Source organism: Candidatus Omnitrophota bacterium (assembly GCA_028716245.1).
In the GTDB taxonomy this organism is placed as follows: domain Bacteria; phylum Omnitrophota; class Gorgyraeia; order Gygaellales; family Profunditerraquicolaceae; genus UBA6249.
The window spans coordinates 272,394-298,453 of the sequence record JAQUQW010000001.1 but is presented as its reverse complement, the minus strand read 5'-3'; the positions used below and the strand labels follow the sequence as shown (position 1 = coordinate 298,453).

27 protein-coding genes are annotated in these 26,060 nt (G+C 42.6%); all 27 read right to left on the bottom strand.

Annotation, left to right across the window (positions count from 1 at the left end; translation table 11 throughout):
* Positions 1-66: 66 nt before the first annotated feature.
* Positions 67-999 carry an SDR family oxidoreductase gene (locus PHG87_01635; protein MDD5476905.1) on the bottom strand — a complete coding sequence of 311 codons (933 nt, stop codon included), beginning with the start codon at positions 997-999 and terminating at the stop codon, positions 67-69.
* Positions 992-1,927, bottom strand: a complete 936-nt coding sequence (locus PHG87_01630) for an SDR family oxidoreductase (GenBank protein MDD5476904.1) — start codon at positions 1,925-1,927, stop codon at positions 992-994. The genes PHG87_01635 and PHG87_01630 overlap by 8 nt, the downstream gene beginning before the upstream one ends.
* Positions 1,924-3,234 carry a nucleotide sugar dehydrogenase gene (locus PHG87_01625; protein ID MDD5476903.1) on the bottom strand — a complete coding sequence of 437 codons (1,311 nt, stop codon included), beginning with the start codon at positions 3,232-3,234 and terminating at the stop codon, positions 1,924-1,926. Before PHG87_01625 ends, PHG87_01630 begins: the two co-directional genes overlap by 4 nt.
* Positions 3,227-4,525 (bottom strand): UDP-glucose/GDP-mannose dehydrogenase family protein, encoded by a 1,299-nt coding sequence (locus PHG87_01620; protein MDD5476902.1) that lies wholly within the window; start codon positions 4,523-4,525, stop codon positions 3,227-3,229. Before PHG87_01620 ends, PHG87_01625 begins: the two co-directional genes overlap by 8 nt.
* A 1-nt stretch (position 4,526) precedes the next feature.
* On the bottom strand, positions 4,527-6,737 hold the full coding sequence (locus PHG87_01615) for an LptA/OstA family protein (GenBank protein MDD5476901.1): 2,211 nt from the start codon (positions 6,735-6,737) through the stop codon (positions 4,527-4,529).
* Positions 6,738-6,779: 42 nt separating this feature from the next.
* On the bottom strand, positions 6,780-7,706 hold the full coding sequence (locus tag PHG87_01610) for an ROK family protein (GenBank protein MDD5476900.1): 927 nt from the start codon (positions 7,704-7,706) through the stop codon (positions 6,780-6,782).
* A gap of 43 nt (positions 7,707-7,749) precedes the next feature.
* Positions 7,750-8,745, bottom strand: coding sequence for a GGDEF domain-containing protein (locus tag PHG87_01605; GenBank protein ID MDD5476899.1), 996 nt, complete (start codon positions 8,743-8,745; stop codon positions 7,750-7,752).
* Positions 8,733-10,016: a sensor domain-containing diguanylate cyclase gene (locus PHG87_01600; protein ID MDD5476898.1), complete on the bottom strand. Its 1,284-nt coding sequence runs from the start codon at positions 10,014-10,016 to the stop codon at positions 8,733-8,735. Before PHG87_01600 ends, PHG87_01605 begins: the two co-directional genes overlap by 13 nt.
* Positions 10,017-10,053: 37 nt before the next feature.
* Positions 10,054-11,157 carry a sn-glycerol-3-phosphate ABC transporter ATP-binding protein UgpC gene (gene ugpC, locus PHG87_01595; GenBank protein ID MDD5476897.1) on the bottom strand — a complete coding sequence of 368 codons (1,104 nt, stop codon included), beginning with the start codon at positions 11,155-11,157 and terminating at the stop codon, positions 10,054-10,056.
* 44 nt (positions 11,158-11,201) lie between these two features.
* Positions 11,202-12,041, bottom strand: coding sequence for an acetyl-CoA carboxylase, carboxyltransferase subunit beta (gene accD, locus PHG87_01590; GenBank protein MDD5476896.1), 840 nt, complete (start codon positions 12,039-12,041; stop codon positions 11,202-11,204).
* A gap of 3 nt (positions 12,042-12,044) precedes the next feature.
* Positions 12,045-13,334 (bottom strand): DUF1015 domain-containing protein, encoded by a 1,290-nt coding sequence (locus tag PHG87_01585; GenBank protein MDD5476895.1) that lies wholly within the window; start codon positions 13,332-13,334, stop codon positions 12,045-12,047.
* A 49-nt stretch (positions 13,335-13,383) separates the two neighbouring features.
* Positions 13,384-13,623 (bottom strand): zinc ribbon domain-containing protein, encoded by a 240-nt coding sequence (locus PHG87_01580; protein ID MDD5476894.1) that lies wholly within the window; start codon positions 13,621-13,623, stop codon positions 13,384-13,386.
* A 1-nt stretch (position 13,624) separates the two neighbouring features.
* Positions 13,625-14,758, bottom strand: a complete 1,134-nt coding sequence (gene dnaJ, locus PHG87_01575; protein MDD5476893.1) for a molecular chaperone DnaJ — start codon at positions 14,756-14,758, stop codon at positions 13,625-13,627.
* Between the two features lie 2 nt (positions 14,759-14,760).
* Positions 14,761-16,662 (bottom strand): molecular chaperone DnaK, encoded by a 1,902-nt coding sequence (gene dnaK / locus PHG87_01570; GenBank protein ID MDD5476892.1) that lies wholly within the window; start codon positions 16,660-16,662, stop codon positions 14,761-14,763.
* Position 16,663: 1 nt separating this feature from the next.
* A complete protein-coding gene (gene grpE / locus PHG87_01565; GenBank protein MDD5476891.1) occupies positions 16,664-17,188 on the bottom strand; it encodes a nucleotide exchange factor GrpE in 525 nt (174 codons plus the stop codon).
* Between the two features lie 3 nt (positions 17,189-17,191).
* Complete coding sequence (locus PHG87_01560; protein ID MDD5476890.1) at positions 17,192-17,926, bottom strand: hypothetical protein; 735 nt, start codon at positions 17,924-17,926, stop codon at positions 17,192-17,194.
* A gap of 95 nt (positions 17,927-18,021) precedes the next feature.
* Entirely contained in the window at positions 18,022-19,281 is a 1,260-nt protein-coding gene (gene hflX, locus PHG87_01555) for a GTPase HflX (protein ID MDD5476889.1), read from the bottom strand.
* Positions 19,282-19,283: 2 nt separating this feature from the next.
* A complete protein-coding gene (gene miaA / locus PHG87_01550) occupies positions 19,284-20,183 on the bottom strand; it encodes a tRNA (adenosine(37)-N6)-dimethylallyltransferase MiaA (protein MDD5476888.1) in 900 nt (299 codons plus the stop codon).
* A 31-nt stretch (positions 20,184-20,214) separates the two neighbouring features.
* Positions 20,215-20,985 (bottom strand): SPOR domain-containing protein, encoded by a 771-nt coding sequence (locus PHG87_01545; GenBank protein ID MDD5476887.1) that lies wholly within the window; start codon positions 20,983-20,985, stop codon positions 20,215-20,217.
* Entirely contained in the window at positions 20,972-22,180 is a 1,209-nt protein-coding gene (locus PHG87_01540; GenBank protein MDD5476886.1) for a MiaB/RimO family radical SAM methylthiotransferase, read from the bottom strand. The genes PHG87_01545 and PHG87_01540 overlap by 14 nt, the downstream gene beginning before the upstream one ends.
* Positions 22,090-23,760: a recombinase family protein gene (locus tag PHG87_01535; protein ID MDD5476885.1), complete on the bottom strand. Its 1,671-nt coding sequence runs from the start codon at positions 23,758-23,760 to the stop codon at positions 22,090-22,092. Before PHG87_01535 ends, PHG87_01540 begins: the two co-directional genes overlap by 91 nt.
* Before the next feature lie 51 nt (positions 23,761-23,811).
* The gene (locus tag PHG87_01530) at positions 23,812-23,991 is read right to left on the bottom strand and encodes a hypothetical protein (GenBank protein MDD5476884.1); all 180 of its coding nucleotides are present in this window, start codon (positions 23,989-23,991) and stop codon (positions 23,812-23,814) included.
* Positions 23,988-24,278, bottom strand: coding sequence for a hypothetical protein (locus tag PHG87_01525; protein ID MDD5476883.1), 291 nt, complete (start codon positions 24,276-24,278; stop codon positions 23,988-23,990). The genes PHG87_01530 and PHG87_01525 overlap by 4 nt, the downstream gene beginning before the upstream one ends.
* Before the next feature lie 84 nt (positions 24,279-24,362).
* Positions 24,363-24,971, bottom strand: a complete 609-nt coding sequence (locus PHG87_01520) for a replication protein (protein MDD5476882.1) — start codon at positions 24,969-24,971, stop codon at positions 24,363-24,365.
* Complete coding sequence (locus PHG87_01515) at positions 24,964-25,266, bottom strand: hypothetical protein (GenBank protein ID MDD5476881.1); 303 nt, start codon at positions 25,264-25,266, stop codon at positions 24,964-24,966. Before PHG87_01515 ends, PHG87_01520 begins: the two co-directional genes overlap by 8 nt.
* A gap of 48 nt (positions 25,267-25,314) precedes the next feature.
* Positions 25,315-25,752: a terminase small subunit gene (locus tag PHG87_01510; GenBank protein MDD5476880.1), complete on the bottom strand. Its 438-nt coding sequence runs from the start codon at positions 25,750-25,752 to the stop codon at positions 25,315-25,317.
* The gene (locus PHG87_01505; GenBank protein ID MDD5476879.1) at positions 25,734-26,000 is read right to left on the bottom strand and encodes a hypothetical protein; all 267 of its coding nucleotides are present in this window, start codon (positions 25,998-26,000) and stop codon (positions 25,734-25,736) included. Before PHG87_01505 ends, PHG87_01510 begins: the two co-directional genes overlap by 19 nt.
* Positions 26,001-26,060 lie beyond the last annotated feature (60 nt).

The window sequence follows — 26,060 nt, the reverse complement described above, 5'->3', positions numbered from 1 at the left end:
TTTTTCAGTTCATCAAAAAGTATAACATATATTCGAGCGGCTTGTCAAGGAAGGGGATCTTGAAAATTACCCTTTAAACCAGGAAATGGTGCGCTTTAGGCCATCCTCCAGAGAGACAGCCGGTTTCCAGCCAAGAAATTTCCTGGCCCTGGTGATATCCGGTTGGCGCTGCCGGGGGTCATCTTGCGGTAAGTCCTTAAAGACTATTTTGCTTTTTGAAGCAGTTAATTTCAAAACCAACCTTGCCAGCTGTATAACCGTAAATTCGCAAGGATTGCCTAAATTTACGGGTTGGTTTTCCTTTGAACGCATTAAACAGAATAAACCTTCAACCAAATCATCGATATAACAAAAACTTCTGGTTTGCTCCCCTTTACCGTAAACCGTTAAAGGTTTTCCCTTTAAAGCCTGATCGATAAAATTAGGCACTACCCTTCCATCGCTATGGCGCATCCTGGGCCCATAAGTGTTGAAGATACGCGCAATCTTTGTGTCTATTTTATGCACGCGGTGATAGGCCATCGTGATTGCTTCGGCAAAACGCTTGGACTCATCATAGCAGCCGCGCACACCAACCGGATTAACATTTCCCCAATAACTTTCTTTCTGCGGATGAACAAATGGATCTCCGTAGACTTCCGAAGTGGAAAAAAGTAAAAAGGCGGCTTTTTTCTTTTTAGCTAGACCCAGGGCGTTATACGTGCCCAAAGAGCCGACTTTTAAAGTTTGTATCGGTAAATCCAAATAATCTTTGGGAGAGGCCAGCGAAGCGCAATGTAAAACATAATCGATTTTACCGGCGATATTGATATAATTGGCAACATTACACACATTCAGGCGAAAATTCTTATCCTTTAGAAACGGCTTAATATTATTCGGGCTGCCGGTAATAAAATTATCCAAACAGATTACCGCATAACCGTAGTTGAGCAACTTTTGGATCAAATGCGATCCAATGAATCCGGCCCCGCCGGTAATCAAAACCGTTTTTTTAGGCATTTTCCTTCCAATAGTCAACGGTTACCTTTAATCCGTCATTAAAATCAACGGTTGGTTTATAGTTGAGTTTCTTTTTGGCCTCCCCTATGTCGGCAAGCGTCCTGAATACATCGCCGGCGCGCACAGGAAGAAATAAAGGCTTGATCTCTTTACCCAGGATCTTATTTAAAACCCCGACTAAATCCAAGATACTGGTATCTTTTCCGCCGGCAACATTAAAAACCCCGTGTTTTACCTTGCTCGCTTTTACGGCATTGAGATTGGCTTGCACTACATTTTCGACAAATGTAAAATCCCGCGACTGCTTACCGTTACCAAAAATCGGCGGCCGCAGGTTTTTTAACAAGCAGTGGATAAACTTCGGGATAACCACCGCGTAATCATCATCCAGCCCCTGGCGCGGGCCAAAGACATTAAAATAACGTAAGGCAATCGTAGGCAGGCCAAAATATAGGCTAAATATCTTACAATAGTGCTCACCGGTTAATTTGCTTAAAGCGTAAGGAGAAATAGGGCCGGGGATAAAATTTTCCTTTTCAGGATAATCGTTAACCTCTCCATAGACTGAACTTGATGAAGCAAAGACAAACCGCTTAACCCTGTTTTTAGCGCAGGCCTCCAGCATATTAAGGGTACCTTCGCTATTAACGCGATTATATTCATGAGGCTCTTTCATGGACTTTGGCACGCTTCTTAAAGCAGCCTGATGCAAAACAAAATCGATGTTTTTTGTTGCCTTGATACAAATGGATTTAGAACAAATATCCCCCTTAATTAAATCGATCTTTTCTTTAAAATTCTTAAGATTGGAAAATTTTCCATTGGAGAAATTATCCAAAACGCGCACATAATGGCCCTGCTCAACCAATGCTTCGACAATATGCGAACCGATAAAACCCGCGCCTCCGGTTACTAAAAACCTGCTCATAACCTATGCACCTTTTCTTTATTCTTTCCCTTATAAACATTCCGGGAATCAAAAATTAATTTCGCGTTATTTAATAAAGACGCATAATCCACTCCGGTATGGTCGGTAGCGATCAATACGCAATCAAATTCATTTATTTTTTTGTTATTTAATTTGACGGATTTTAAATCCAGGCCTTTTACTTTTAAAAAGGGTATTAGCGGGTCAAAGTAGGAAACCTGGACACCCTGTTTTTTCAGGCAGTTGATCACATCAACACCCGGAGATTTACGCAAGTCTTTAACATCTCTCTTATAAGTTACGCCAATAACTAATATTTTTGCTCCTTTAAGTTTACGCTTATCTTCTGCCAAGGCTTCCTTGATCCGTTTTACGACATAAACCGGCATATAATTTATCACATCTGAGGCCAGTTGAATAAAACGCGAATGAAAACCGAAACTTTTTGCTTTCCAATGCAAATACAAGGGGTCTTTGGGAATACAGTGGCCGCCTACCCCGGGCCCGGGATAAAAAGGCATAAAACCAAACGGTTTGGTGCTGGCTGCCTGGATTACCTCCCAGATATCAATTTTCATTTTATGCGCCATCATCGATAACTCATCGATTAACCCGATATTAATCAGGCGGAAGGTATTTTCAAGAAGCTTCACGGTTTCGGCGGCCCGGGCGCTGCTTACCGGGACAACCTGTTTAATAATAATCCGGTAAACCGCCGTGGCAAGTTGCGTAGCTTGGCGGTTAAGGCCGCCGACGACCTTAGGGATTTTATGCACGGGGAATTTTTTATTGCCCGGATCAATCCTTTCCGGTGAAAAACAAAGATAAAAATCTTTCCCATGCTTAAAACCGCTGTTTTGGAAAATTGGCAAAATTTCCTCTTCTGTAGTCCCGGGATAGGTGGTACTTTCTAAAATAACCAGCGCCCCGTTTCTCATATGCGCTGCCACCGCTCTAACCGCATTCTTAATAAAAGAAATATCCGGCAAATATTTTCCTTTAAGCGGGGTGGGCACGCAAATTAAGACAACATCGGCCTGGCGGATATCCGAAAAATCCGCGCTGGCCCTAAAATATCCGCTCTCCAGCGCATCTTTTAACTCATTACTGCTAATATCGCTAATATAAGACTTTCGCCTGGCAATAGAACTTAGGCGGCCGGAATCTATTTCAATCCCAGTTACCTTGATGCCTTTCTTGGCAAATTCTAAAGCCAAAGGAAATCCCACATAGCCCAAACCGACAACGGCCAACTCTAGCTGTCGATTTTTTATTTTTTTGCCTAAATCCAGCAAGACTTTATGCATTACCCCTTCCTATACCGACGTAAGTAAAACCGAGTTTTTTAAGCAGCTTGGAATCATAAATATTCCTTCCATCTACGATCAAGGCTCGTTTTAACTTCTTTTTTAATTTTCTAAAATCCAGTTCTTTAAATTCATTCCATTCTGTGGCAATAATAAGGCAATCGGAATTTAATGCCGCCTGGTATGGATTTTTACAGAAGATTACATCTTTTAAAACTCTTCTTGCTTTCTCCATTGCCTTGGGGTCATAAACTTTGATCTTGGCCCCCTCTTGCGCCAAGGCGTTAATTAAATCAATACTGGAAGAATTCCTTAAATCATCGGTATTCGGCTTAAAGGCCAGGCCCAAAACAGCAATTGTTTTATCTTTGATAATCCAGAGGCTATCCTTGATTTTTTGCAAAACATATTTCTTTTGTTCATCATTAGTATCCCTTACCGCTTTAAGAATTTGAAAATCGTAACCTAATTTATCCGCGATAGTAATAAAGGCTTCAATGTCTTTGGGAAAACAAGAACCGCCATAGCCGATCCCGGCATGCAAAAAATGACGGCCAATACGGTTATCCAGGCCCATGCCCTGGGCCACTTCTTTAACATCGGCCCCCACCCGGTCGCAAATACGGGATAAGGCGTTAATAAAAGAGATTTTAGTCGCCAGGAAAGCATTGGAAGCGTGTTTGATCAATTCAGCGGATTTAATATTGGTAATTAAAATAGGCCTGTTCAAAGGTTGATAAAGATCAGTCATTATCTGTCTGGCCCTAATACTTTCTACTCCTAAAACAATGCGATCCGAATGATTGAAATCATTAATTGCCGAACCCTCCCGTAAAAACTCCGGATTAGAAACCACATCAAACTTATGCTTATTTTTAATATAAGTAGCAATTGTTTTCTTGATCCAGGCGCAGGTCTCAACCGGCACGGTAGATTTTTCAACAATTAAACGGTAGCCGTCCATATTCTGGGCAATGTTGCGGGCAACATTTTCGATGCCGGTTAAATCCGCTTCGCCATTTTCCAGAGCCGGAGTCCCTACGGCAATAAAAATTACTTCACTGGCTTCTACCGCATCCTTAATGCTGGAGGTAAATTTAAGCCTTTTATTCTTAAGGTTATTGGTAATCAGCTCCTGTAAGCCCGGCTCATAAATAGGGACTATCCCTTTCTTAAGCCCGTTAATCTTCTTCTTGTCATTGTCAGCGCAAATAACATGGTTTCCCAGTTCAGCAAAACAAGCGCCGCTGACTAATCCGACATAACCTGAACCAATAATTGAGATATTCATTTTATGGAGTCCCAGATTTCTTTGCGCTTACAGATTGATTAAAACCAAATTGGTTTTCAGGAAAAGCCTTAAGCCTGAAGGTAAAATATATGCTCGTGCCGCTGATCTTTTTCTTGTCCAAGGTAAGATCCAAATCCCAACAATGCAAATCACGGGTCAAAGTATATTCCTGCTCCTGAGAGCCGGCTTCAAGAACATCGGTCTTTTTAAAGTTATAACGCTGATACATGGCAAATTTCCACTTGGGGTTCAGGCGGCCAGTAAAACCGGCAGTGACCTCATTCTTTCCTTTTCTTTCGTAGCGCTGCCCAATAGAAAATGAACGCTCATTACCTAGATCAAAGCTTAAATCATAGCTAGCCAAGGAAAATTTATTGTAATTGACATTGGTATGGTCGGAATGCGCAAAAGTAGCGTCAGATTCAAACCTAAGCCATGAATATGGCAATATTTTCAATTGATAGAGTATATCTGAAAAATTACTTTTTAAATTTTCTCCAGCGCGGGGTGTAAGGATGGCGTTATCGCCGGTCTTCGGATCAAGTACATAATTGGTAGTAATTAAAAAATCTACAAAATCCACGCTCGCGCCGTTACGCTTAGTCTGCAGTTTGTTGGATAAACCTAAAGATGCGGTATTGCCGCGGTTTATCGAATCTATAGTAGCATCAATCTGTTTTATGTTGGTTCCCGGGATAGTGGGCACATGCGTATATAAATATCCTACGGTAGGAGTAATTACATGCCTTAAACCATTGACATCTAAACCTAAGAAATTAGTTTTGACATCAAATACACGATAAAACTTAGTGCTCATATCCGCGCCGCTGTAAAAAATAGTCCGCACAATTCCTGTTTGGTCATTTGCTCCTTTATCATAAAAGGTCTGCCTGCTGGCAACAAAAGGCTTAAATTGCACAAAGGCGATCTTGGCCGGCATGGAAAAAGTATTCTTCGTATCCAATCTGGCAACCGTAACATTATCCCTATCTTGTGTTATTGCTGGAGTCACAACCTCCTTTTTATTATAATTTCCCAGCTGAGTTGTATTCTCAAAATAAAATGGGCTCTCTGCCAACTGTAAGCTTGGCAGGTTATAGTTTATCTCCGGAGTTTTCTCGATCTGGTCAAACCAATGGTTTGTGCGCTCTTGCAAGAGTATATCCAAACTGGAATAATTGAATGCATGGTGGAATAACCCATAACTAAGCGGCTGGCTGTCTTTCTCATACTCACGGAAGAAATAATCTTTAAGGATATTGTGCGTAAGATCATATTTCCTTCTCTGGTCGGTAATTTTATATAACTCTGCGATAACATTTGTCCGATCATCAATGTTCCACTTATCCCTCCAACGCATAAAATAACGTTGAAACTCCGTGGGTGCCCCGGTTGGTTGATTAGCAGGGCTTTCATTGGTGTAGTAAAATTTAAAATTACCATTGCCAACGGGCGAATTTTTATAGTTTACTTCAAACCCTTCGGCAAAACCCAGCTTACTGCGATAATCCAGCGAAGCCAAAGCACTGACATTATCGGAAATACTATAACGCCAGGTATTCAAAACATACGGGCCCCAATCCTTACGCTTACCCGGCTCAACTTGCACATGCATAATTGGCTCCTTCATCGAATAATTAAAGCGCGGAAGATAGACAACAGGAACAGTCCCCAGGTAAAGCATAACTTGTTGAGCTTCCATTTTATCACCGGGGAACATGCCTAACTTCTTTACCCCGAAACGATAATGCGGATGGTCAAAACTGCAAGTAGTAAAATATCCGTACTTAGCGATATATTCACTATCACTTACTTTCTCCACATTCCTGGCTTTTCCAAAATAAGGGTTGGCCCGAAAATCGGCGTTAAGAATCACACCTGTTTTATTGGCAAAATCATAAACAATCTTTTCACCGGTAACTATCCCCTTTGGATCCTGGAGCCGGGCATTACCCTCAGCTTGTCCCTCTTTAGTCTGCATGTTAACTTTTAACTTATTACAAGTTAACTTCGAACCTTTATAAGTAACTTCAATATTTCCGGTAGCAGTCACCTCTTTACTGTCGGCTGAATATTCAACATTATCGCCGTTGATAATTATCGGTGACTCTTTGTTCTCCTCCGCAAATAGCAGGGCTACGGATAAAAAAACAACGGCCGGAACAACAGCCGCAAGATTAAACAGTTTAAAATTACTAATTTTTTTTAGCATTGTTTTCCTGAGGGTATTTTTTGTAATCTTCCAGAAACCTGTTTATCCCCTTAACCTTTCCTTAACCAGCAATCCGGCTCCGATGATTCCGGCATTATTACCTAATTTGGCTTTAAATATTTTTACCCTTTTTGCCTGCACGCTCATTGCCCGCCGCAAAATAGTTTGTTTTAGGCTTTTAAACAATACTCCTCCGGCCTCAGAAACCCCGCCGCCAATTACAATCGCCTCCAGGTTAAGTAAATTTACAATCCCGCTTAAAGCCAATCCCAGCTTTTCCCCAACCTGTCTCCAGAATTTCATTGCCTTTGCATTATTATCGCGGGCCAAGCGGCTTAACTCCTCAAGGGAAATCCCGGGTCCAAATAGTTTACGCGCCTGCCTGATAATAGCGGCATTGCCAACATATGCCTCAAGACAGGCTTGCCCTCCGCAACCGCAAAGCGGCCCTTTTTCGTTAAGAGGAAGATGACCGAGCTCTCCGGCGGCATTATCCCTGCCCCGGTAAAGAGCTCCGTTAATAATTAACCCCCCACCGACTCCGGTGCCCAAGGTCAAACATAAGGCATTTGCATATCCTTTTGCCGAACCGCTTTTTTGCTCGGCTAAGGTCATCAGCTTAGCGTCATTATCGATAAAAACCGGCAGTTTAGTTTTACGCTCTAAAATTTTTTTAAACTCTACGCTTTTCCATCCCGGGATGTTCGGCAAAAAATGCACGATTCCCCTTAAGGTATCAACCGGGCCCGGCAAACCAATACCCACTCCCAAGATAATACCCCTGGCCAACTTATGGCTTAACATAAAACTATTTACGGAATCAACAACCCCATCAATAAGCTTATGTTTATTATCAAAACTCTTTGTGCTAAAAGAGTTTCTGGCTTTAATCCTTAAACTGCTATCGAGCAAAGCGCATTTTAAATTAGTGCCGCCTAAATCTATGGCGATAATATATTTTTTAACCATTGTGGTATTCTATATTAAAATACATAATTTTTCAAGGATATAATTAGGCGGGAGAAAAACAAACCCTGTTCTTTCCGGTTTCCTTGGCCAGGTATAAAGCCTGGTCCGCCATTTCAATCAAATCCTGCATATTCAAAGTATTATCCGGAAAAGTAGAAACACCTATGCTTACGGTAACTTTTAACTCTTCATCATAAACCTTGATTGCCGCTGCGGCGATTGCCTGGCGGATACGTTCGGCGGCAAAATTAGCCTGCTCCCTGTCTGTTTCAGCCAGGACGATCGAAAGCTCCTCTCCTCCGTAGCGGCCGATAAAATCTATCTGCCTGACCGCTTCACTTATAGTTTTAGAAACCTGGCGCAATATAGCGTCGCCGACCAAATGCCCATAACGGTCATTAAAGCGTTTAAAATTATCTATATCGATCATCAGGAAGCTTAAGTTTAACCTGTTCTTCTTGGAACGCCTCATCTCTTCGCTAAAACGCTCCAGGAAATATCTTCGGCAGTAGACCTGGGTAAGAGAATCGGTAATGGTCATTCCTTGAACCTTCTGATAAAGCAAGGCTCTTCTTAAGCCGATTAAAAATTGTTGGGCCAGGATCCCAAACTTCTCTTTATCCGCTGGCGAAATCCTGTCTACCGCTAAATAACCGGCGATTTGATTTTCTTCGACAGCTAAAGGCAGGATCGTATAATTTTTATATTTAACCAAATCCGCGGCGTCTTTTATATAGCGGCAATCGCCGATGCTGATATATTTTTTCAGGCTCTGGTTAAAAGTTGTAAAAACTTTTTCCTCATCCAGATGCTTACAAATATCCTTGGTCAATTCATAAAGCGCCAGGGTTTCCGCGAATACTTTATTCAGCCGGGCATTTTCCGAATTTAAGCGTTTTTTTAAATCAACCAAATTTTTAAGCTCATTAATCAGGCTGGTACTTTTTGCCTGTTCATATTCGATGCGTCCGGCAAAAATCCGGCGTAATGACATATACCAGGCAACGGTTAAAATTAAAAATGCTATTATATAGAGCATACCCGGTTTCTTCCCTTCCCCTTGGCGCTGTACATCGCCTTATCCGCCTTCTGGATTAGTTCATCTTCATCTTTTGTGTCAAACGGCAGGCTGGCTACCCCGATAGAAACGGTTACATGCGTATCCTGCCGGCGCAGCACGATATTCTCCTTCTCAATCCTGCGGCGTAAATCTTCGGCTATCCCCAATGCTTTCTGCTTATTTATCCCTGGCAGCATAACTAAAAATTCTTCTCCTCCGAACCGGCATAACAGCGGGTTAAATTCCCTTAAAGCATCTTTTAATAAGTGCCCCATTTTCTTTAAAACAATATCACCGGCAGTATGCCCGAATTTATCGTTATATTGCTTAAAAAAATCAATATCGATCATCATTAACGATAAATGCTGGTCCAGGCGCAGGAGGCGCCTGGATTCATCTTTTAACCTGGTGATAAAATGCTGCTTTGTAAAAAGCGCGGTTAAACCGTCGTGGATAGCCAAATCCTGTTCCTTCTGAAAAAGTAAACTATTTTCTACCGCTGCCGCCCCAAGATCGGCAACTAGGGAGAGAAAACGCAAATCATCCTGATTAAAAGCACCGCTGGTTTTACTTTCAAGGCGCAAAAGGCCAAACAGAGAGTTGTGACTGATTAACGGCGAACTGATTAAAGATGATACCGGCCGCGCCTCCTGCTTAGGCAGAGCCTCTAAATCAAAACGGAAATCATTTTTCAGGTCCTCAATGATAAGCTGGCTGGAATGCCTCAGGACCCATTGATCAAAAATATCCCCTTCTTTAGTAAGGACAACCAGGTCGCTGTCATCTTTTATGGAATAGGCCAAATTCAGCTTCTGATACTGGTTATTCACCAGATAAAACAGGGCACATCCGCTATTATTTGAGATTAAAGAGTAAACAGCGGAGCTTAACACATGGATAACGGTATCTAATTTCAAACTGCGGTTAAGGTCTTCAATTACCTTTTTTAAATTATCATAACGGGTGATCTTAAATTTAAGCGCCAGAGCGAATTCCTGGTCTTTTTTATTTTCGGCTTTGATAATATTTATTTGCTCTAGACTACGCTCATCCTGAGAATGGATAAGTAAGGAGCGGTTGGAGAATGTTTTTAACAAGTAAAATAAAATAAAAACATTGGTTGAGATAAATACCAAAAAAACGGCAAGATTGATTTTTTGATGCAATAAAACAGAGTTTATTATTAAGAGGGTAACCGATAAGGTAATTAAAAAAAGGAGGAAGAATTTACGGATGGTATTTTGCCGCATTAAGCTTATTTTAGCTTTTAAGGTAAGTCTTTGAAGCTTAAATAATAGTTTCTTCGGTGCTTTTGTCAAAAAAATGCACCTTGCTCATATCAAAAACCACGTCCATCTCCTGATTAACCCTGGGCCGGTCATGGGCGCCGACTCGGGCAATAAAGGTATGCTTGCCTGTGTTCAGGTAGAGATAAACCTCCGAACCCATAGGTTCAAATACTTCGCAGTTTACCCGGACGATATTTTCCGGCGGGGCTTCGGAAACAAACAATTTATCATAAATATCTTCGGAGCGGATACCAAAAAACACCTCGCTGCCGGCATAATTAGCCATCTTTTTATGCATGTCTTCAACCAGTTTTACCCGGATCTTGCCTTCATCAAAGTAAAATTTGCCTTCTTTTTTGATAATCTTACCCAGCATAAAATTCATCGGCGGGGAACCAATGAAACCGGCAACAAACTTATTTTTTGGATGATCATAGACATCAATCGGATCGCCTAATTGGGAAATAATCCCGTCTTTCATAACCGCGATACGGTCCCCCATAGTCATCGCTTCAACCTGGTCATGAGTTACATAAATAATCGTGGTTTGCAGCCTGATGTGCAGCTTATGGATCTCGGTGCGCATCTGCACGCGCATCTTAGCATCAAGATTGCTTAAAGGCTCATCGAACAGGAAAACCAAAGGCTTTCTCACGATCGCCCTTCCTACTGCCACCCGCTGGCGCTCGCCTCCGGAAAGCTCACGAGGCTTACGTTTCAGCAAGCGCTTAATCCCCAAGATCTCCGCAGCCTCATTAACCCGCTGAGTGATCTCCGGTTTAGGAATATGCCGAAGCCTCAAGCCAAATGACATGTTTTCTTCAACGGTCATATGGGGATAAAGGGCGTAATTCTGAAAAACCATGGCGATATCCCGGTCTTTTGCCGGAACATCGTTAACGCGTTTATTTCCGATATAGACATCACCGGAGCTGATCTCTTCTAAGCCGGCGATCATCCTTAAGCTGGTAGATTTACCGCAACCGGAAGGCCCTACCAGGACCATAAACTCCTTATTTTCAATACCTAGATTCACTTTATTAACCGCCAGCACATTTCCGGGGAAAACCTTACAAACATCTTTTAAACTTACCTGGGCCATTTAATTACTCCTCATTAAAAAGAAACTTAAATTATTATATAGAATTAACTAAAATAATTAAGCAATTGGCTTAAAGTATTTTTCATATTCTTGCGATGCACAATCATATCAATAAGACCATGGTCCAACAAAAACTCCGAACGCTGAAAACCAATAGGCAATTTCTGCCTTATGGTCTGTTCGATGACCCGGGGGCCGGTAAAACCAATTAAAGCGTTAGGCTCGGCCATAATTATATCCCCCACCCCGGCAAATGAAGCCATAATCCCGGCCATAGTCGGGTTGGTTAACACTGAAATATACGGCAATTTTGTTTTACGATGGTAACACAAAGCAGCGCAGGTTTTAGCCATTTGCATAAGGCTATACATCCCTTCATACATCCGCGCCCCGCCGCCTGAACCGGAAACAATAATCATAGGAAGCTTATTTTTGGTGGCATATTCGACAGACCTTGTGATCTTTTCGCCAACTACTGAACCCATTGACCCCATAATAAAACGTGAATCGGTCACGGCAATAACCGCGCCCCTTGCGTTAATTTTACCTTCACCGGATACCACCGCATCCTTTAAACCTGTGGCCTCCTGATCCTGCTTTAATTTATCCTTATAGGTTTTCGGCCCCTTAAAATCAAGCGGGTCAACGGAAATCATATCTTTGTCAAACTCCGTAAAGGTATCTTTATCCAGCAATAAATCCACTCTCTGGTAAGCAGTTAACCCAAAATGATAATTGCATTTGGGGCAAACCCTGGAATTTTCTTCCAAAGTTTTATTATAAAGTGTTTCCGAGCACTCCTCGCACTTTGTCCATAATCCGTCGGGAATCTCTTTCTTCTTTAACCTGACTATCGTGTATTTTGGTTTACCGAATAAAGCCACTTTTTAATCCTTCTCGAATTTATTGATTAAAAGCCCCGAAAGCACCTTGGGATAAAAATAAGTAGACTTAGGAGGCATTTTATTGCCCCCCAAAGCAACATTAATGATCTGCTCGATTTTAACCGGATTAAGGAAAAAGGCGATATTTGAGGGATCGCTATCAACCTCCCCTAAGAATTCTAAAGGGTCCGGGCTATATTTTATATCCGGCAGGTTATTTAAATCAAGTTTTAAGATATTCTTTAATACCAGATAATTGAAGATAGCCACGTCCAGCGCCCTGTATTCTTTTGGCTTCTCGGCGATCAACTTATCCAGGATCTTTACGTTCTTTAAACGCAGAAGGAAATATTTTTTATCTTTATATACCCCGATAAGGTGCTCCGTGCAGCCGGCTTTCTCCAGAAGGAAGAAAAAACGCGTTTTATCTTTTACCGGGTCAACATCAAAATATTCTTTGGCCTTAGCGATAAAATCATTTATATCCAATCCGTTATCTAACTTGAGCAGGCGATGGATAGCTAAAATGGACAGCCCGCGCGGGTCAGTATTGGTGAAATACGCTAAACAATAATTAAAATCTTCTTCCCCGTCAAATTGCTCCTTGAGTTTTTCACGCATAAGATCACGGTAAGCGCAGGAAACCTCATAGCGATGATGGCCGTCGGCAATAAACATGTTTTCTTCGCTCATGCCGGATTCGATAGCCTTTAAAACCTGCGGATCATCTATCCGCCATAATTTATGCACGGTTTTTTCATCATCGGTAACTTCAATAAAGGCCGTTTGTGCAGGGATATATTTCTGAAAAATCCGCTGGATAATACGTTTCTTATCCTGGCAGATTATAAATATCGGGCTAAGGTTTGCTTTTACCTGCTTGATCAGCTTAAACCTATCCAGCTTGGCTGCGCTGTGTGTATTTTCGTGCCCAAAAACAGAAGAGCCCTTTTCATCTCCAAGCCTAAGCAGAGAAATAAATCCCAATCGGGTTTTCTTTTCTCCGCGGATGATATACTGCTGGCTATAAAAGTATATGCTTGGCCGCTCATCCTGAATAAGGATGCTGTCTTTAAGCCATTGCCGGAATATCGCTGCGGCCCGGTGATATCTGTCTTCGTCAGGAGAATCTTTTGCTAAAAGTACGTGAATGAAATTATAAAGCGAACGCTCATGGAACATCTCTTGAGCAGAGATAGAGATTACATCATATGGCGGGCAGACAACTTGTTTAAGATCCCCGATTTTTTCTTGGTTGTAAACTACTGACTTAAAAGCCCTTATTTTAGTCATAGAGAAAATATTCTACCACAGAAAATAACAAAAACAATAAATTAAAAGCTTATTTACCCTGATGCCCGGGGCAGCCGGCGCAGCCTTCTTGTGTTTTAGGACAAACTGTTTTCTTATAGTCCGTAGCGTAAAAACCCGGCCCTTTAAAGATAAACCCTCCGGAACTACTGATCAATTTTCTTATCTTTTTACCGCATTTTGGGCATTTTGTCATGGGCTTTGCCGTTATGCTCTGTAAGATCTCAAATTTATGTTTACAAGCTAAACATTCGTATTCGTAAGTAGGCATATTATCTTCCTTTTGATCTTAGGTCTTCGCCGTTTAAACGGGCAAACTCTTCGATTAATTGCCTCTGCTGGGGAGATAATCTTGTGGGAATATCCACCTCTACTTTTACCAACTCATCACCCAGCTCCCGGGAATGCAAATCCGCAATACCTTTGCCTTTAAGGCGAAAGGTTTTACCGCACTGCGTGCCCGCGGGTATCTTCATCGTCAACCTTCCACCTAAAGTGGGAACCTGAACCTCTCCACCTAAAACAGCCTTGGCTAAACTTATATTCACGGAAGTGGCAATATCATTATTATGCCTCTGGAACACATCATGCTCCCTGACCTCAATAACTACATACAAATCTCCCCGGCTATTTATACCCGCTTCCCCTTCTCCCCGGACGCGTAATTGCGAGCCATTATCAACTCCGGCGGGGATCTTAACTTTAATTTTTTTAATAACTTTAACCCGGCCTTCTCCCCGGCAATCCGGACAAGGGGTGCCGATAGTCGAGCCCTCCCCGCCGCAACGCGAACAAGTTTGCGCCAACTGAAAAAAACCGTTTGAAACTACTGTTTTACCCGCGCCCTTGCATTGCGGACAGACGCTCCGCTTTGTCCCGGCCCTGGCCCCGCTTCCGGAACAGCTGGCGCAACTTTCATAACGGGGCACAGTAATTATTCTTTCTACCCCAACAGATGCTTCTTCAAGCGAAATTTCAATCGCAATCTGCAAATCCCTGCCGCGGCGCCTGGCAGATTGGCCCCTAGACTGCCTGGAACCGCCGATATCAAATCCTAAATCACCGAATAATTCTTCAAATATGCTGGCGCCCCCTCCATAACCACCACCCATCTCTCTAAAGATACTGCTAAAGTCAGCGCCTCTAAAAATATCCTCTTGGGCGTATTTCTGGTCGATACCGGCATGGCCATATTGATCATAAAGATCACGCTTGGAAGAATCGGAAAGCACCGCGTAAGCCTCGGAAATCCCCTTAAATTTATCTTCGGCTTCTTTTTTTTGCTCGGGCGCAACCCGATCGGGATGGTATTTAAGCGCCATCTCCCGGTAAGCCTTTTTTATCTCATCAAGGCTGGCGGTTTTGGATACTCCCAATATTTGATAATAATCACCTTTAACCGACATCTTTATTTTTTCTTACCGTCGTTGTCCTCTTCTTTATATTCAGCGTCGATAATATCCTCGTCTTTTTTCGCGCCTTTATCCGGCCCCTCAGTGGCATCCTCTTGCCCTGGACCCGACCCAGCCTGGCCTTGTTGCGACTGCTGCTGTTTGGCGGCAGCCTGCTTATAAATTTCCTCCGCAAGCTTGTGCGAAACTTTAGTTAACTCCTCCATACCTTTCTTGATCCTGTCTACATTTTTATCTTTTATCGCTGCCTTTAAATCATTGGCCTTGGCTTCAATATCCGCCCGCTCGGCCTGGCCCACCTTATCGCCATAATCCTTTAACGATTTTTCAGTCGCATATACCAGGTTATCCGCCTGATTAATTGTCTCGATCTCCTCTTTCTTTTTGGCGTCGTCAGCCGCGAACCTCTCGGCATCCTTAACCATTTTATCAATTTCTTCCTTGGACAGCTTTTTCGGAGCGCTAATCCGGATAGACTGTTCTTTACCGGTGCCTAAATCTTTGGCAGATACATGCACGATCCCATCGCGGTCGATATCGAATTTAACCTCAATCTGCGGAACACCGCGCGGAGCAGCCGGAATACCCACCAGGTCAAACCTGCCTAATTCCACATTATCATCTGCCAATTGACGTTCACCCTGCAGGACCCGGATGGTAACCGCGGTTTGATTATCCGCCGCGGTTGAAAAAATCTGGCTTTTTTGCGTGGGTATGGAGGCATTCCTTTCGATTAATTTGGTATTTACTCCGCCTAATGTTTCAATACCTAAAGAAAGCGGGGTAACATCCAAAAGAAGCACGTCTTTGACCTCTCCGGTAATAATTGCCGCCTGAACTGCCGCTCCTAAAGCAACGCATTCCATTGGATCAACCCCACGCTCGATCTTTTTACCAACATAATCCTCAACAAATTTCTGCACGATAGGCATACGCGTCGGCCCACCGACCATAATAATCCGGTCAACCTCTTTTGAGGTTAATTTCGCGTCATTCAAAGCTTGCTCCATAGGATGGCGGCATTTCTCAATGATCGGCCCAACCAAATCCTCTAATTTCGCGCGCGTAATATTCATGGTTAAGTGCTTAGGCCCGGTAGCATCAGCGGTAATAAAAGGCAGGTTAATATCCGTACTCACAGTAGAAGATAATTCAATCTTAGCCTTTTCCGCTGCTTCGCGCACCCTCTGGACTGCCATCTTATCATTCATCAATTCAATACCTGTTTCGCGCTTAAACTGACCGACAATATATTCAAGAAGCACCCGATCCATATCCGTACCGCCCAACTGCGTATCCCCGCTGGTTGACTGTACATGAAACACACCTTGGGCCATTTCCATAATTGTTACATCCAGTGTACCTCCGCCTAAATCAAAAACCATGATCTTCTGCTCTTTGCCTGCTTTCTCCAAGCCATAAGCAAGACAGGCGGCTGTAGGTTCGTTGATAATCCGCAAAACTTTTAGCCCCGCGATTTCTCCGGCGTCTTTAGTTGCCTGGCGCTGATTATCGTTAAAATAAGCCGGGCAGGTAATGACCACATCCTCAACCTTATCTCCCAAATAAGCCTCGGCATCCTGTTTAATTTTCTGTAATATAAACGCTGAAATCTGCTGCGGAGTATACTCTTTGCCATAAACTTTGAATTTAAAATCCGTACCCATCTTGCGCTTAGCCGCTTGAATTGTCCCTTCGGCGTTAATGGCTGCCTGGCGCCTTGCCGGCTCACCGACTAAACGCTGTCCGTCTTTAGTAAAAGCTACATAAGAAGGAAAAGCTTTACCCGAAGCAACTCCGGCGCCTTCTGCCGAGGGAATAATTACCGGCCTGCCCCCTTCCATAACCGCTGCCGCTGAGTTAGATGTCCCCAAATCAATACCAATCACCTTTGCCATATCAACCTCCCGTTTTTTTCGAAACTTTTACTTTAGCGGTACGCAGTACCCGCTCGTGAATTAAATATCCTTTTTGTAAAACCTCAATTATTGTATGTTCCGGTAAATCCTTGCTTTCAACCTGCATTAAGGCTTCGTGGTAATTTGGATCAAATATTTTACCCTCGGCCTCAATCGGCTTTACTCCATGCTCTTTTAACATTTCATATAAATGTGCCAGGATCATCTCTACGCCTTTTAAAAAAGCGGCCAGATCCTGTTTAGTTGATTCCGCTAAATTAACCGTCCGCTCAAGATCATCAAGCACATTGAGCAGATCCAGCACCAAACCTTCATTGGCAAATTTTATAAATTCCTGTTTTTCCCGGTCTAAACGCTTACGGGTATTTTCCAGGTCAGCCTGATTCCTGAGCATTTTGTCCCAGCTATCCTTGCCTTTTTTTGCCTCTTCCAAAAGCGCCAAATATTCGGCTTCGTTTAAGGTAACCGTTTTTTCTTCTTTTTTATTATTTTTATGCTCTTCCATATTTTAAAACTCCTCCAAGACCTGGCTTAAAACATCGGAAATATATTCCATCGCCGGAATAATATGATTGTATTCCATACGCATCGGGCCCAATACCGCCAGCCTCCCTGATGGCTGGTTCTTAAGCTTAAAGCTGGAGACAACCAAAGAACAACTCTCCATTTCCGGAAAACCCAGTTCACTCCCGATATAAACCTTCACCTTACCGGAGAAATCCCGGTTAATGATATCCAATAGGCGCTTCTTATCCTCCATCAACCTGACCAAAAGGCGGATCTTATCAGCATCCCTAAACTCCGGCTGATCCAATATCCGGCTGATCCCTTTGTAAAAAATCTTATCCTGCCACTCTAAAAACGAAACAATCCCGGCGTAATGGGTAATCTCGGAGATTACCTCTGAGGTGTTCTCCAGGGTATCATCAAGCCGGCGCATCTTCCTTTTACAATCCTTAAGAATACGCTGCTTCTCATCATCCATAAGCTCCATTTGCTGGATAAGGAAATCGACGTAATAACGGTAACCCTTGTCTGTAGGAACCCTGCCGCCTGAGGTATAAGGATGTTTTAAGTATCCAGACTGATCAAGTTCGGAAAAAATATTCCTGATCGTTGCCGAACTTAAATCAAATTCATCGGCGATTTCATCAGAAGCCACGGGAAGCGCGTTTTTGATATACCGGTTGATCGCCGCGTTTAAAACTGACTTTCTCCGGGAGCTATAATCAACACTACGCACTTTTTTATCTCCTATATAACAGTTTGACGTTAAGTGGTGATTTTAACATAATTTTCTATTTTGTCAATAATATTAGCAGTTAAATCACCAGAGTGCTAATTTATAATTTTTATATCTTTGTCTTGGGCGATCTTATCATAAAGCTTACGGGGAATATTTAAATCAATCTTTACCCCCTCTTGCAGATAATCGATCTTATTTACTTTGGCCATCCGATAAAAAAAGTCTACCAGTTCCATCCGGCCATGAGGAATGATTATTTTTAAACTTAGCATGAGCCCGGAAAAATACTCCTGGATCCGCTCAATCAATGCGCCTAAATTCTCTCCTGTCTTGGCAGACAAAAGGATAGAATCGGAAAAATCTTTTCGGGAAACTTCCAGCCAGGAGCGATCCTCGACTAAATCAATTTTATTTAAAGCCGTTAAGATCGGCTTCTCATGTATCCCCAGTTCATCCAAAACACTAAGCACAGCCTGATTATGCTGATAAAGCCGGCTGTTAGCCACATCTAAAACATGGATTAATAAATCCGCGTCATTAACCTCCTCTAATGTTGCTTTAAAAGCCTCGATTAAATGGTGCGGAAGATCATGCAAAAACCCCACCGTATCGGAAACAATAATATTTTGCCCGTTAGGAAGCTGCAGGCTTTTAGAGAGCGGGTCCAAGGTCGTAAATAATTTTTCCGAGGTAACCTGATTAGATTCGGTCAGCCGGTTAAGCAGCGTAGATTTGCCCGCGCTGGTATAACCAACCAGCGCCACTACCGGCAAGTTGTTTGCCTCCCTTTTTTTATGCATGGTCAAACGGTGGGACCCAAATGCTTTAAGATCATTCTTTAATTTATCGATCTTTTTGCGGATCTGGCGGCGGTCAACCTCAAGCTTGGTTTCGCCGGGGCCGCGGGTACCGATACCGCCGCCTAAATTTGAAAGCATTATCCCCTTACCGCTCAAACGCGGAAGCAAATACTGCAATTGAGCTAATTCTACCTGCATTTTGCCTTCAGGGCTCTTGGCCCGGCGGCAAAAAATATCCAAAATTAATTGCGTGCGGTCGATGGTTTTTTTACCGATCGCCTCTTCCAGGTTGCGTTGCTGCGTTCCGCTTAAATCATGGCTAAAGATTACCGTATCCACCCCTTCTTCATTGGCGATAAGGCTGATCTCCTCAACCTTGCCTTTTCCGATAAGGTAATTGGCGGTGGCTTTATCACAGATACAAATTATATTCTCAACCACCTCAACCGAAGTTGAAAACACCAACTCCTCCAGCTCCGAAGAAATATCTTCGATGCGCCAATGGCCTTTATCTGTTTTTAATTGAATGCTGACTAAGAGGGCTTTTTCCATAGTTATCGTAGAATTTTGGCATAAATGCGTTTGGCAATTTCTCCGGGGGTTTCTTTTTCCTTAATATTAATCCAAGCAATACGTTTGTCTTTTCTAAACCAGGTAAGCTGACGTTTAGCGTAATGGCGGCTGTCCCGCTGAATAAGGCGCCGGGCATCGCTTAAAGAATACAGGCCGTCGAAATACCCTTTTAGCTGGCGGATCCCGATTGCGCAAACAGCAGTCTTGCTTAATTTCTGTTTAAGCAGTCTCCTAACTTCGTTAATTAATCCTAAATCAAACATTTCATCGGCTCTGCGGTCGATCCGATCATAAAGAAACTTTCTCTTCGCGTTTAATCCAAAAACCTTTATTTTATATTCCTGGCCCAGCCCGATCCTGTTTTTCTGTAACAGCGAAATCCGTTTGCCGGTTTTTAAATAAACTTCCAGGGCCCGGATAATCCTGCGGGCATCATTAGGGTGGATTTTGGCGCTGGCTTGCGGGTCAATTTCAGTTAATTTTTTATAAAGATACGCGCTGCCCTTAAGCGCTAACTGTTTATTTAATTTCGTCCGGATTATTTTATCCTGCGGGACTGCGGGAAATAATCCGTCAATAATAATCGAATAGTAAAGCCCGGTACCTCCGGTGAACAGGGGGATCTTGCCTTTTAAAAATATTTTTTCGCAAATTGACAAGGCGTCTTGGCGGTATTTAGCAACATCATATTCCTGAGTGGGATTAAGTATCCCGAGTAAATGGTGTTTGATTTTTTTCCTTTGCGCTAAAGCGACCTTTGAAGTAATGATATCCATCTTCCGGTATACCTGCATCGAATCGCAAGAAACAATTTCGGCGTTGATTTTTTTAGCCAGGCTTATGGCTACCGCGGATTTACCGATACCGGTAGGACCAACCAGAAAAATTATCTTTTTTTTTTAACATAAGATACTACGGACAAATCTTGGTTTGGAAACCTTCTTTGGAAAGTTTGCCCTCTAATTCCAATGCTTCTTGCTGGGTTTTAAACTTGCCAACTCTTACCCGGTAACCTGCGCCGGAATCTTCCAGATAAGCAGGGTAATTTCCAGCCAATAATTTATTTTTAAGAATATCCGCATTGCTGCTATTGGTAAAAAAACCTACCTGTACAGAATATTCTGCGCCGGTATCCTTTACCGATGGAGCTGGCGGAGTAATTAAAGACAACCCTTTTTCCAATCTTAATTCCGGGCTTAAAGGAAACTCCCTTCTTAACTTAAACAAATAATCATTGCCTTGCTGAATATCGCCTTTTTTAAACTCTAATTGGCTCAAGCGGTACAATACCGCCGCCTTTTGGCTGCTGTCTGAATCATCAACGATCAACTTATCGTAGATATCCCGAGCTTCCTGAAATCTGCCAGCCATTAAATAAGTATCGGCCAGGCCCAGGTTTGCAGGCGCCTTGAATTTGCCGGATGAAGTACTTAAAATATGTTTAAAACAGTCATGAGCTTGCTCTAATTTGCCTTCCTTAAGGTAGCTTAAACCTAAAATGTAATTTAATTCCTCAGCTTTGCCGGCATCAGCCCTGTCAGCAAGCGGCTGGGCTTCAAAAATAACCCGGCGATAATTTCCCTGCAAGAAGTCAGCCTTCAAGCTGTCCAAATCCGCCGCCTGAGCTATCGCGGGAATTATAAAAAAAATTAAAGATACAAATAATAATTTATTCTTTTCCATCTGCATGTTTCTGTCTTAACTTTTTTGAGATATCCCTCTGTAAATCCAGGATCTGTTTATGCCGTTTTTCTTTTTCTTCTTTGCTTAAGTCTGCGCCAATTTTTTCCGCCTGCGTTCCCGGCCGGGATGAATACTTAAAAAGATAAGCCGCGTTAAACTCTATCTTTTTAACCAGATTGTAAGTTTCCTTAAACTCTTTTTCAGTCTCTGTCGGAAACCCTGCGATAATATCCGTGGTCAACAAGCCGCCTTTAACAATTTTACGATAAGAATCGATTAAATCCAAGTATTCTTTTACCGAATACCCTCTATTCATTAATTTAAGAATCCTGTCTGAGCCTGACTGCAGCGGTAAATGCAATCGCTTAACTAATTTATCCAGGTCACGGATTGCTTTAAAAGAATCCGTATTGGCGTCCTTAGGATGGGAGGTAAAAAAATCAAACTCCTTTAGGCCGCCAAGGCCGTTAACCTGCGCAAGCAACTTATTAAAATTAATTTTCCCATCTAAATAGGCATTAACATTCTGGCCTAAAAGTGTCACCCTGGTTATTCCCCGCGCAATGGCAGCCTGAATCTCAACCAGGATATCTTTACTTCTACGATGACGCAACGGCCCGCGCACGTAAGGCACTACGCAATAAGAACAAAAATTAGAGCATCCTTCGGAAATAACTACATGGGCATGATTTTTATCCTGATAAAATTCAGTATGATAAATTTCTTCGGGGCGGCTAATGCTATCTGTCTCCCAAATCTTGCGTTCCAATAAAAGGGGACTGTCCTCGGACGGGGACTGTCCCCTTGTTTTTAATATCTTACCAAGCACTTCCGGAATCTTCCCAATATCCTGCGGTCCGACAACAAAACTAATATTGGTATCCCGCTCAAAAGCTTTTTCTTTGTAATTCTGGGCCATACATCCAACTAAGCCGATTATCTTAGAGCCCTTATAACTGCCGATTAAGCTCCACACCCTGTCTTCAGCGTGCTTGCGTACTGAACAGGTGTTAAAAATAATAACATCCGCCTCTTTATCGCTTGCGCTGATTTGATAACCCGATTTTTTGAGCAAACCGCCGATCACCTCTGAATCCCGCTCATTCATCTGGCATCCGAAGGTGCGCAAAAGCACTCGTAACTTCTTCGGGCTTTTGCCTCCGGAACTGCCTGTATTTGCTCTGTTTTCAGCCATTTTGTCCCTTCTTCGTAACACATCTTCCAAGGTTGATTAAGGTCAAATTTCACGATTTCCTGGTTCTGAATATAGATAGACTTAAAGAGAATCCGCATAAAGGTTTTAACCAGGTAGTCCATCTGTACATTACTCGGATTGCTCCGCAGCCGTAAAAGAAAGTCCTGCGCCGCCTTCGTCAGATCGACCGCGTTCCTTTTCTCCAGAATCTTTAACTGAACCGCTTTTATATCTTGCTTGAACTTCTTCTCTTCGTTCCGTAACATCTCGGCCCGCTCTTTGTAAATCTCAAGATTGATACTATCAGAGGCGAATACCTCATAAAGCCCCTTCTGTTTCTCAAGGTTTTTATGCAGGAGAGTTTCTTTCTCTTCCAGCTGCTCCACATACAACTGCTCAGGCTCAGAGGCGCTCAGTTTAATCATATCTCCGAGTGCCTCCAGGACGTGTAAATTTCGCGCTACCACATCCACAATATCCCATACCTGTCTGTTGATAGCGTCTGCCGTAACTGATTTATTGCTACATTTAATATACGGCACTCCTTTGGAAGAGCACCTATACCACGGCCGCCGGTCCTTGGTCCGGTGGTTAACAGTCGCGGTCATTCCGCGGTAATTACCTCCGCACTCATTGCATTTCAAAATACCAGATAAATGATAGACGTTATTTCTGAATCTAACTACGCTATTAGTCCGGTTACGCTTAAGAAGCCTGGCAACTTCATCGAATTCTTTTTGAGTAATAATCGCCTCGTGGGTATTAGACACCTCTATTATCTTGGACGAATCGTTATTAACGTACCGATACCCTTTGCCATCTCCATTCTTAGTCTTCGCTTTCGTGTCATAGTGCCGTTTATTCCATACCAATATTCCTAAATACGCCTTATTTTGCAGGATATTAGAGATAAACTTGTTATAAAATTTCCCTCCTTGCCTTGAAGGAATCCCAAGAGCATAATAATGCCCGGCAATTTGTGAAGTACTCTTACCACCAAGATACATAACATAAATCTCTTTTACAATCTTTGCTTCTTCCGGATAGATCTCCAGTTTCTTAATCTCTTTGTTATAGCGATATCCATACGGCGCATAGCGTGCGCCTTGCCAGTGTCCTTTATTAACACCGACTACCATCCCGGGGAAAACGCGTTCAACGAGACGATTCCGTTCAAACTCCGCACAGCTGCCGAGCATTTGTATTGCCATCTTGCCCGCGCTGGACGTAGTATCGAATGGTTCTGTAGCTGATTTGTAACCTATACCCAGATTCTCAAATTCCTCAAGCAGTGCCAGAAGGTCCTTCAGTTTCCTACTCAAACGATCCTGCTTATATACCAACACCAGGTCAAACTGCTTATTACGCGCGTCAAATAGAAGCCTCTGCAATGCCGGCCGATCCATAGTACCGCCAGAATATCCATCATCCATATAAACATCCTGGCCTGATATGCTGCAAAAAACTTCCCAGCCGGAATTTCTCGCGTGTTGCAGAAGATAGGTCCTCTGCACTTCAAGAGAGAAACCTTCGCGCGCCTGATCCTCCGTACTTACTCTGGTATATAACGCAACTCTCATTCTAACGCCTCACGCCGTTTTATGGGAATCAGTATATAATAATATCCAACCTTAAACAACAGGTTTATTATCAACTGAACAGTTCAGTAAAAACATTTTACACAAAGTTTCTATGCCATCCTGAAAAGATTTCCGGGCCTCCTGTATTTCCGGACCAGATAGACCGCGGGCCTTGAGCTTTATCTCTAAAGCATCCCATCCCCGCTCTGTCATTATCGCTTCCTTAATCATATTGCCACCACTAAGCTACTAACCCCGACACCTGCCATTTCCTTGCCTTGAGAAGCCATAGAACTGCCACTTTCAGCGCGTAGAATCGATTTTCTTGGCGCAACAGTACCTTTCCCCTGCTTATAGGGGTGAAATCGGTATAACGGACAGCTTAACCCATGGCAATCCTCACCGCCCTCATCTTCCCCGTTGCATACATAACATTGCGCCAAGATCGCCTCTTTCCGGGTTAACGGCTTGCTTTCTTTAAACTTCTCGTATTCTAATTGCCCTTTTATCTTTCCCATGTTTACCAAATAATCGGTCGTTTATTTAACCCTAGTTTTTATTACTTTCCTCCCTACAAAATACCTATACCTTAGCTGGGAGGATTATTTGCTAATTGTAGTAATATACTTATTCAAGGCTTCCTCTATCTGCTTTTCAGTATAGCCATCTTTAAAAAGATGCTGCTTAATTAGATCTATGTTTCCGGAATACTGCTCCGCTAATTGAATAATCTGGGTTTTAAAAATTAAAAGATGATTAGAAAAATTACCTTTCTTTTGTATAGTTTCTTTATTTTCTTTTGTGGGTGCCGATTTAGGCACTACTTTTGGTGCTTGTTTAAGCACTGGGGTAGTGCTCAAATATGCACTACTTAGAACATCACTAACTGGTGCTTGTTTAAGCACTACTTTCCAACGGGTATAATCCTTTTGGAAACTATAGCTTACAACATAGCTATCCGTATTGCGGGTAATGATATTTTTTTCGATAAGTGTCTTTAATGCCTTATGCTGGTGTCTTCTTTCCAATCCTGTTAATGCCTGAAATTGCGTTAAGCTGATCTTGTCTTCTTTTTTATGCCATCCCCAGGTTTTCCGCCAAAGAGCCCAAAGCGTACGGGATTCATAAGGCCTGAAATTTATCCTTGCCAAGATTTCAACTATCTCATTTGCGATATCGGTATGTCCGTTTTCTTTCTGTGGATTAGCCAATTTTTCTATCCACCTTCCTGTTGAATATCCGGTCCCTAAGAAAATTAAGATTCCGGTTATAATAAAACAGGTTTACGCATAAAGTCTTACTCTCAAACTCATCAAGTACCCTTTTGAACCCGAGCTCCGCTGACTCCGGGTAAGCTATTAAGATTACCTTTCTATCTTTTTCTAAGGTGTTGTTTTCGAGACCGATAAAGGTCGCTTCGGAGATATCCGTAAGGAGCGCTGCGGCCAGCTGGAGGCTTATTGACCTAAAAACTTTAGGGCTATTTGTGGGTGTGCTTTTCTTCATCTTATTTCTCTCTGTCGCGCTTCTCTTTTTAATACTGATTCTCTAATTTTATTTGTTCTTCGTGGACCGCGATGTCTGGCATGGCTGAGTTTGGCCGCTCCTTAAGCGAGCTGCTTTGAGTTCCTCAGCCAGGTTATTTAAGCCTTCATGCGAAACCTTTTCCGTAAAATCAGCTTCACTCTTCCCCAGCAATTCTGAAGCTTTCAGTCTGTCATTCATCTTAACTTTCCTAACCTTTCCTATCTTGCCTCTTAATACAGAAGTCCAAAACTGCTGTCGTTCTATCCTGTCAGCTATTAAGGGACCTGTTTCCTTTTTTTCACGCTCCTGCAGAGCTTTTATGACTTCAGGTTTCTTCAGGTTCTCCTGGCCTATTGAATAAGCCGTTCTCTTTGAATATCCAGCCTTAATAGCCGCCTTAGTAGCGTTACCTTCGTATAAATCAACAAACTTCTTTTGTCGTGAAGTTAATTTCTGCCGTGACATTTTAACTCCTCTGGCTGCCCTTCTTTGGTAATCTTCTTAAGTCCGTTTACTACTAACCAATATACTTTAATCTCTGATTCCGTCCTTTTCTCAGTTGTGCTCCAAATCTCAAAAGGAATTACTTTGTTAAGCAGGTTTTGCGCATGAAGCTTAGATCGCTCAAGCGCAGAAATCTTGCCCGGGCAGCATATGCGAACTTTCTCAATTACTGACTTACGTTTTCCTACTTTTTCTTTGGCTCTACTCATTTTCTTTATTGCAATAATTAAGGATCCCTGCTATATTAAAAGCGTGATGAAAATTAAGCT

Excerpts from the sequence above, each read along its gene's own strand:
- PHG87_01635 (MDD5476905.1), bottom strand. The coding sequence starts at position 999 with ATGCCTAAAAAAACGGTTTTGATTACCGGCGGGGCCGGATTCATTGGA.
- PHG87_01630 (MDD5476904.1), bottom strand. The coding sequence starts at position 1,927 with ATGAGCAGGTTTTTAGTAACCGGAGGCGCGGGTTTTATCGGTTCGCAT.
- PHG87_01625 (MDD5476903.1), bottom strand. The coding sequence starts at position 3,234 with ATGCATAAAGTCTTGCTGGATTTAGGCAAAAAAATAAAAAATCGACAG.
- PHG87_01620 (MDD5476902.1), bottom strand. The coding sequence starts at position 4,525 with ATGAATATCTCAATTATTGGTTCAGGTTATGTCGGATTAGTCAGCGGC.
- PHG87_01615 (MDD5476901.1), bottom strand. The coding sequence starts at position 6,737 with ATGCTAAAAAAAATTAGTAATTTTAAACTGTTTAATCTTGCGGCTGTT.
- PHG87_01610 (MDD5476900.1), bottom strand. The coding sequence starts at position 7,706 with ATGGTTAAAAAATATATTATCGCCATAGATTTAGGCGGCACTAATTTA.
- PHG87_01605 (MDD5476899.1), bottom strand. The coding sequence starts at position 8,745 with ATGCTCTATATAATAGCATTTTTAATTTTAACCGTTGCCTGGTATATG.
- PHG87_01600 (MDD5476898.1), bottom strand. The coding sequence starts at position 10,016 with ATGCGGCAAAATACCATCCGTAAATTCTTCCTCCTTTTTTTAATTACC.
- ugpC (MDD5476897.1), bottom strand. The coding sequence starts at position 11,157 with ATGGCCCAGGTAAGTTTAAAAGATGTTTGTAAGGTTTTCCCCGGAAAT.
- PHG87_01585 (MDD5476895.1), bottom strand. The coding sequence starts at position 13,334 with ATGACTAAAATAAGGGCTTTTAAGTCAGTAGTTTACAACCAAGAAAAA.
- PHG87_01580 (MDD5476894.1), bottom strand. The coding sequence starts at position 13,623 with ATGCCTACTTACGAATACGAATGTTTAGCTTGTAAACATAAATTTGAG.
- dnaJ (MDD5476893.1), bottom strand. The coding sequence starts at position 14,758 with ATGTCGGTTAAAGGTGATTATTATCAAATATTGGGAGTATCCAAAACC.
- dnaK (MDD5476892.1), bottom strand. The coding sequence starts at position 16,662 with ATGGCAAAGGTGATTGGTATTGATTTGGGGACATCTAACTCAGCGGCA.
- grpE (MDD5476891.1), bottom strand. The coding sequence starts at position 17,188 with ATGGAAGAGCATAAAAATAATAAAAAAGAAGAAAAAACGGTTACCTTA.
- hflX (MDD5476889.1), bottom strand. The coding sequence starts at position 19,281 with ATGGAAAAAGCCCTCTTAGTCAGCATTCAATTAAAAACAGATAAAGGC.
- PHG87_01545 (MDD5476887.1), bottom strand. The coding sequence starts at position 20,985 with ATGGAAAAGAATAAATTATTATTTGTATCTTTAATTTTTTTTATAATT.
- PHG87_01540 (MDD5476886.1), bottom strand. The coding sequence starts at position 22,180 with ATGGCTGAAAACAGAGCAAATACAGGCAGTTCCGGAGGCAAAAGCCCG.
- PHG87_01535 (MDD5476885.1), bottom strand. The coding sequence starts at position 23,760 with ATGAGAGTTGCGTTATATACCAGAGTAAGTACGGAGGATCAGGCGCGC.
- PHG87_01530 (MDD5476884.1), bottom strand. The coding sequence starts at position 23,991 with ATGATTAAGGAAGCGATAATGACAGAGCGGGGATGGGATGCTTTAGAG.
- PHG87_01525 (MDD5476883.1), bottom strand. The coding sequence starts at position 24,278 with ATGGGAAAGATAAAAGGGCAATTAGAATACGAGAAGTTTAAAGAAAGC.
- PHG87_01515 (MDD5476881.1), bottom strand. The coding sequence starts at position 25,266 with ATGAAGAAAAGCACACCCACAAATAGCCCTAAAGTTTTTAGGTCAATA.
- PHG87_01510 (MDD5476880.1), bottom strand. The coding sequence starts at position 25,752 with ATGTCACGGCAGAAATTAACTTCACGACAAAAGAAGTTTGTTGATTTA.
- PHG87_01505 (MDD5476879.1), bottom strand. The coding sequence starts at position 26,000 with ATGAGTAGAGCCAAAGAAAAAGTAGGAAAACGTAAGTCAGTAATTGAG.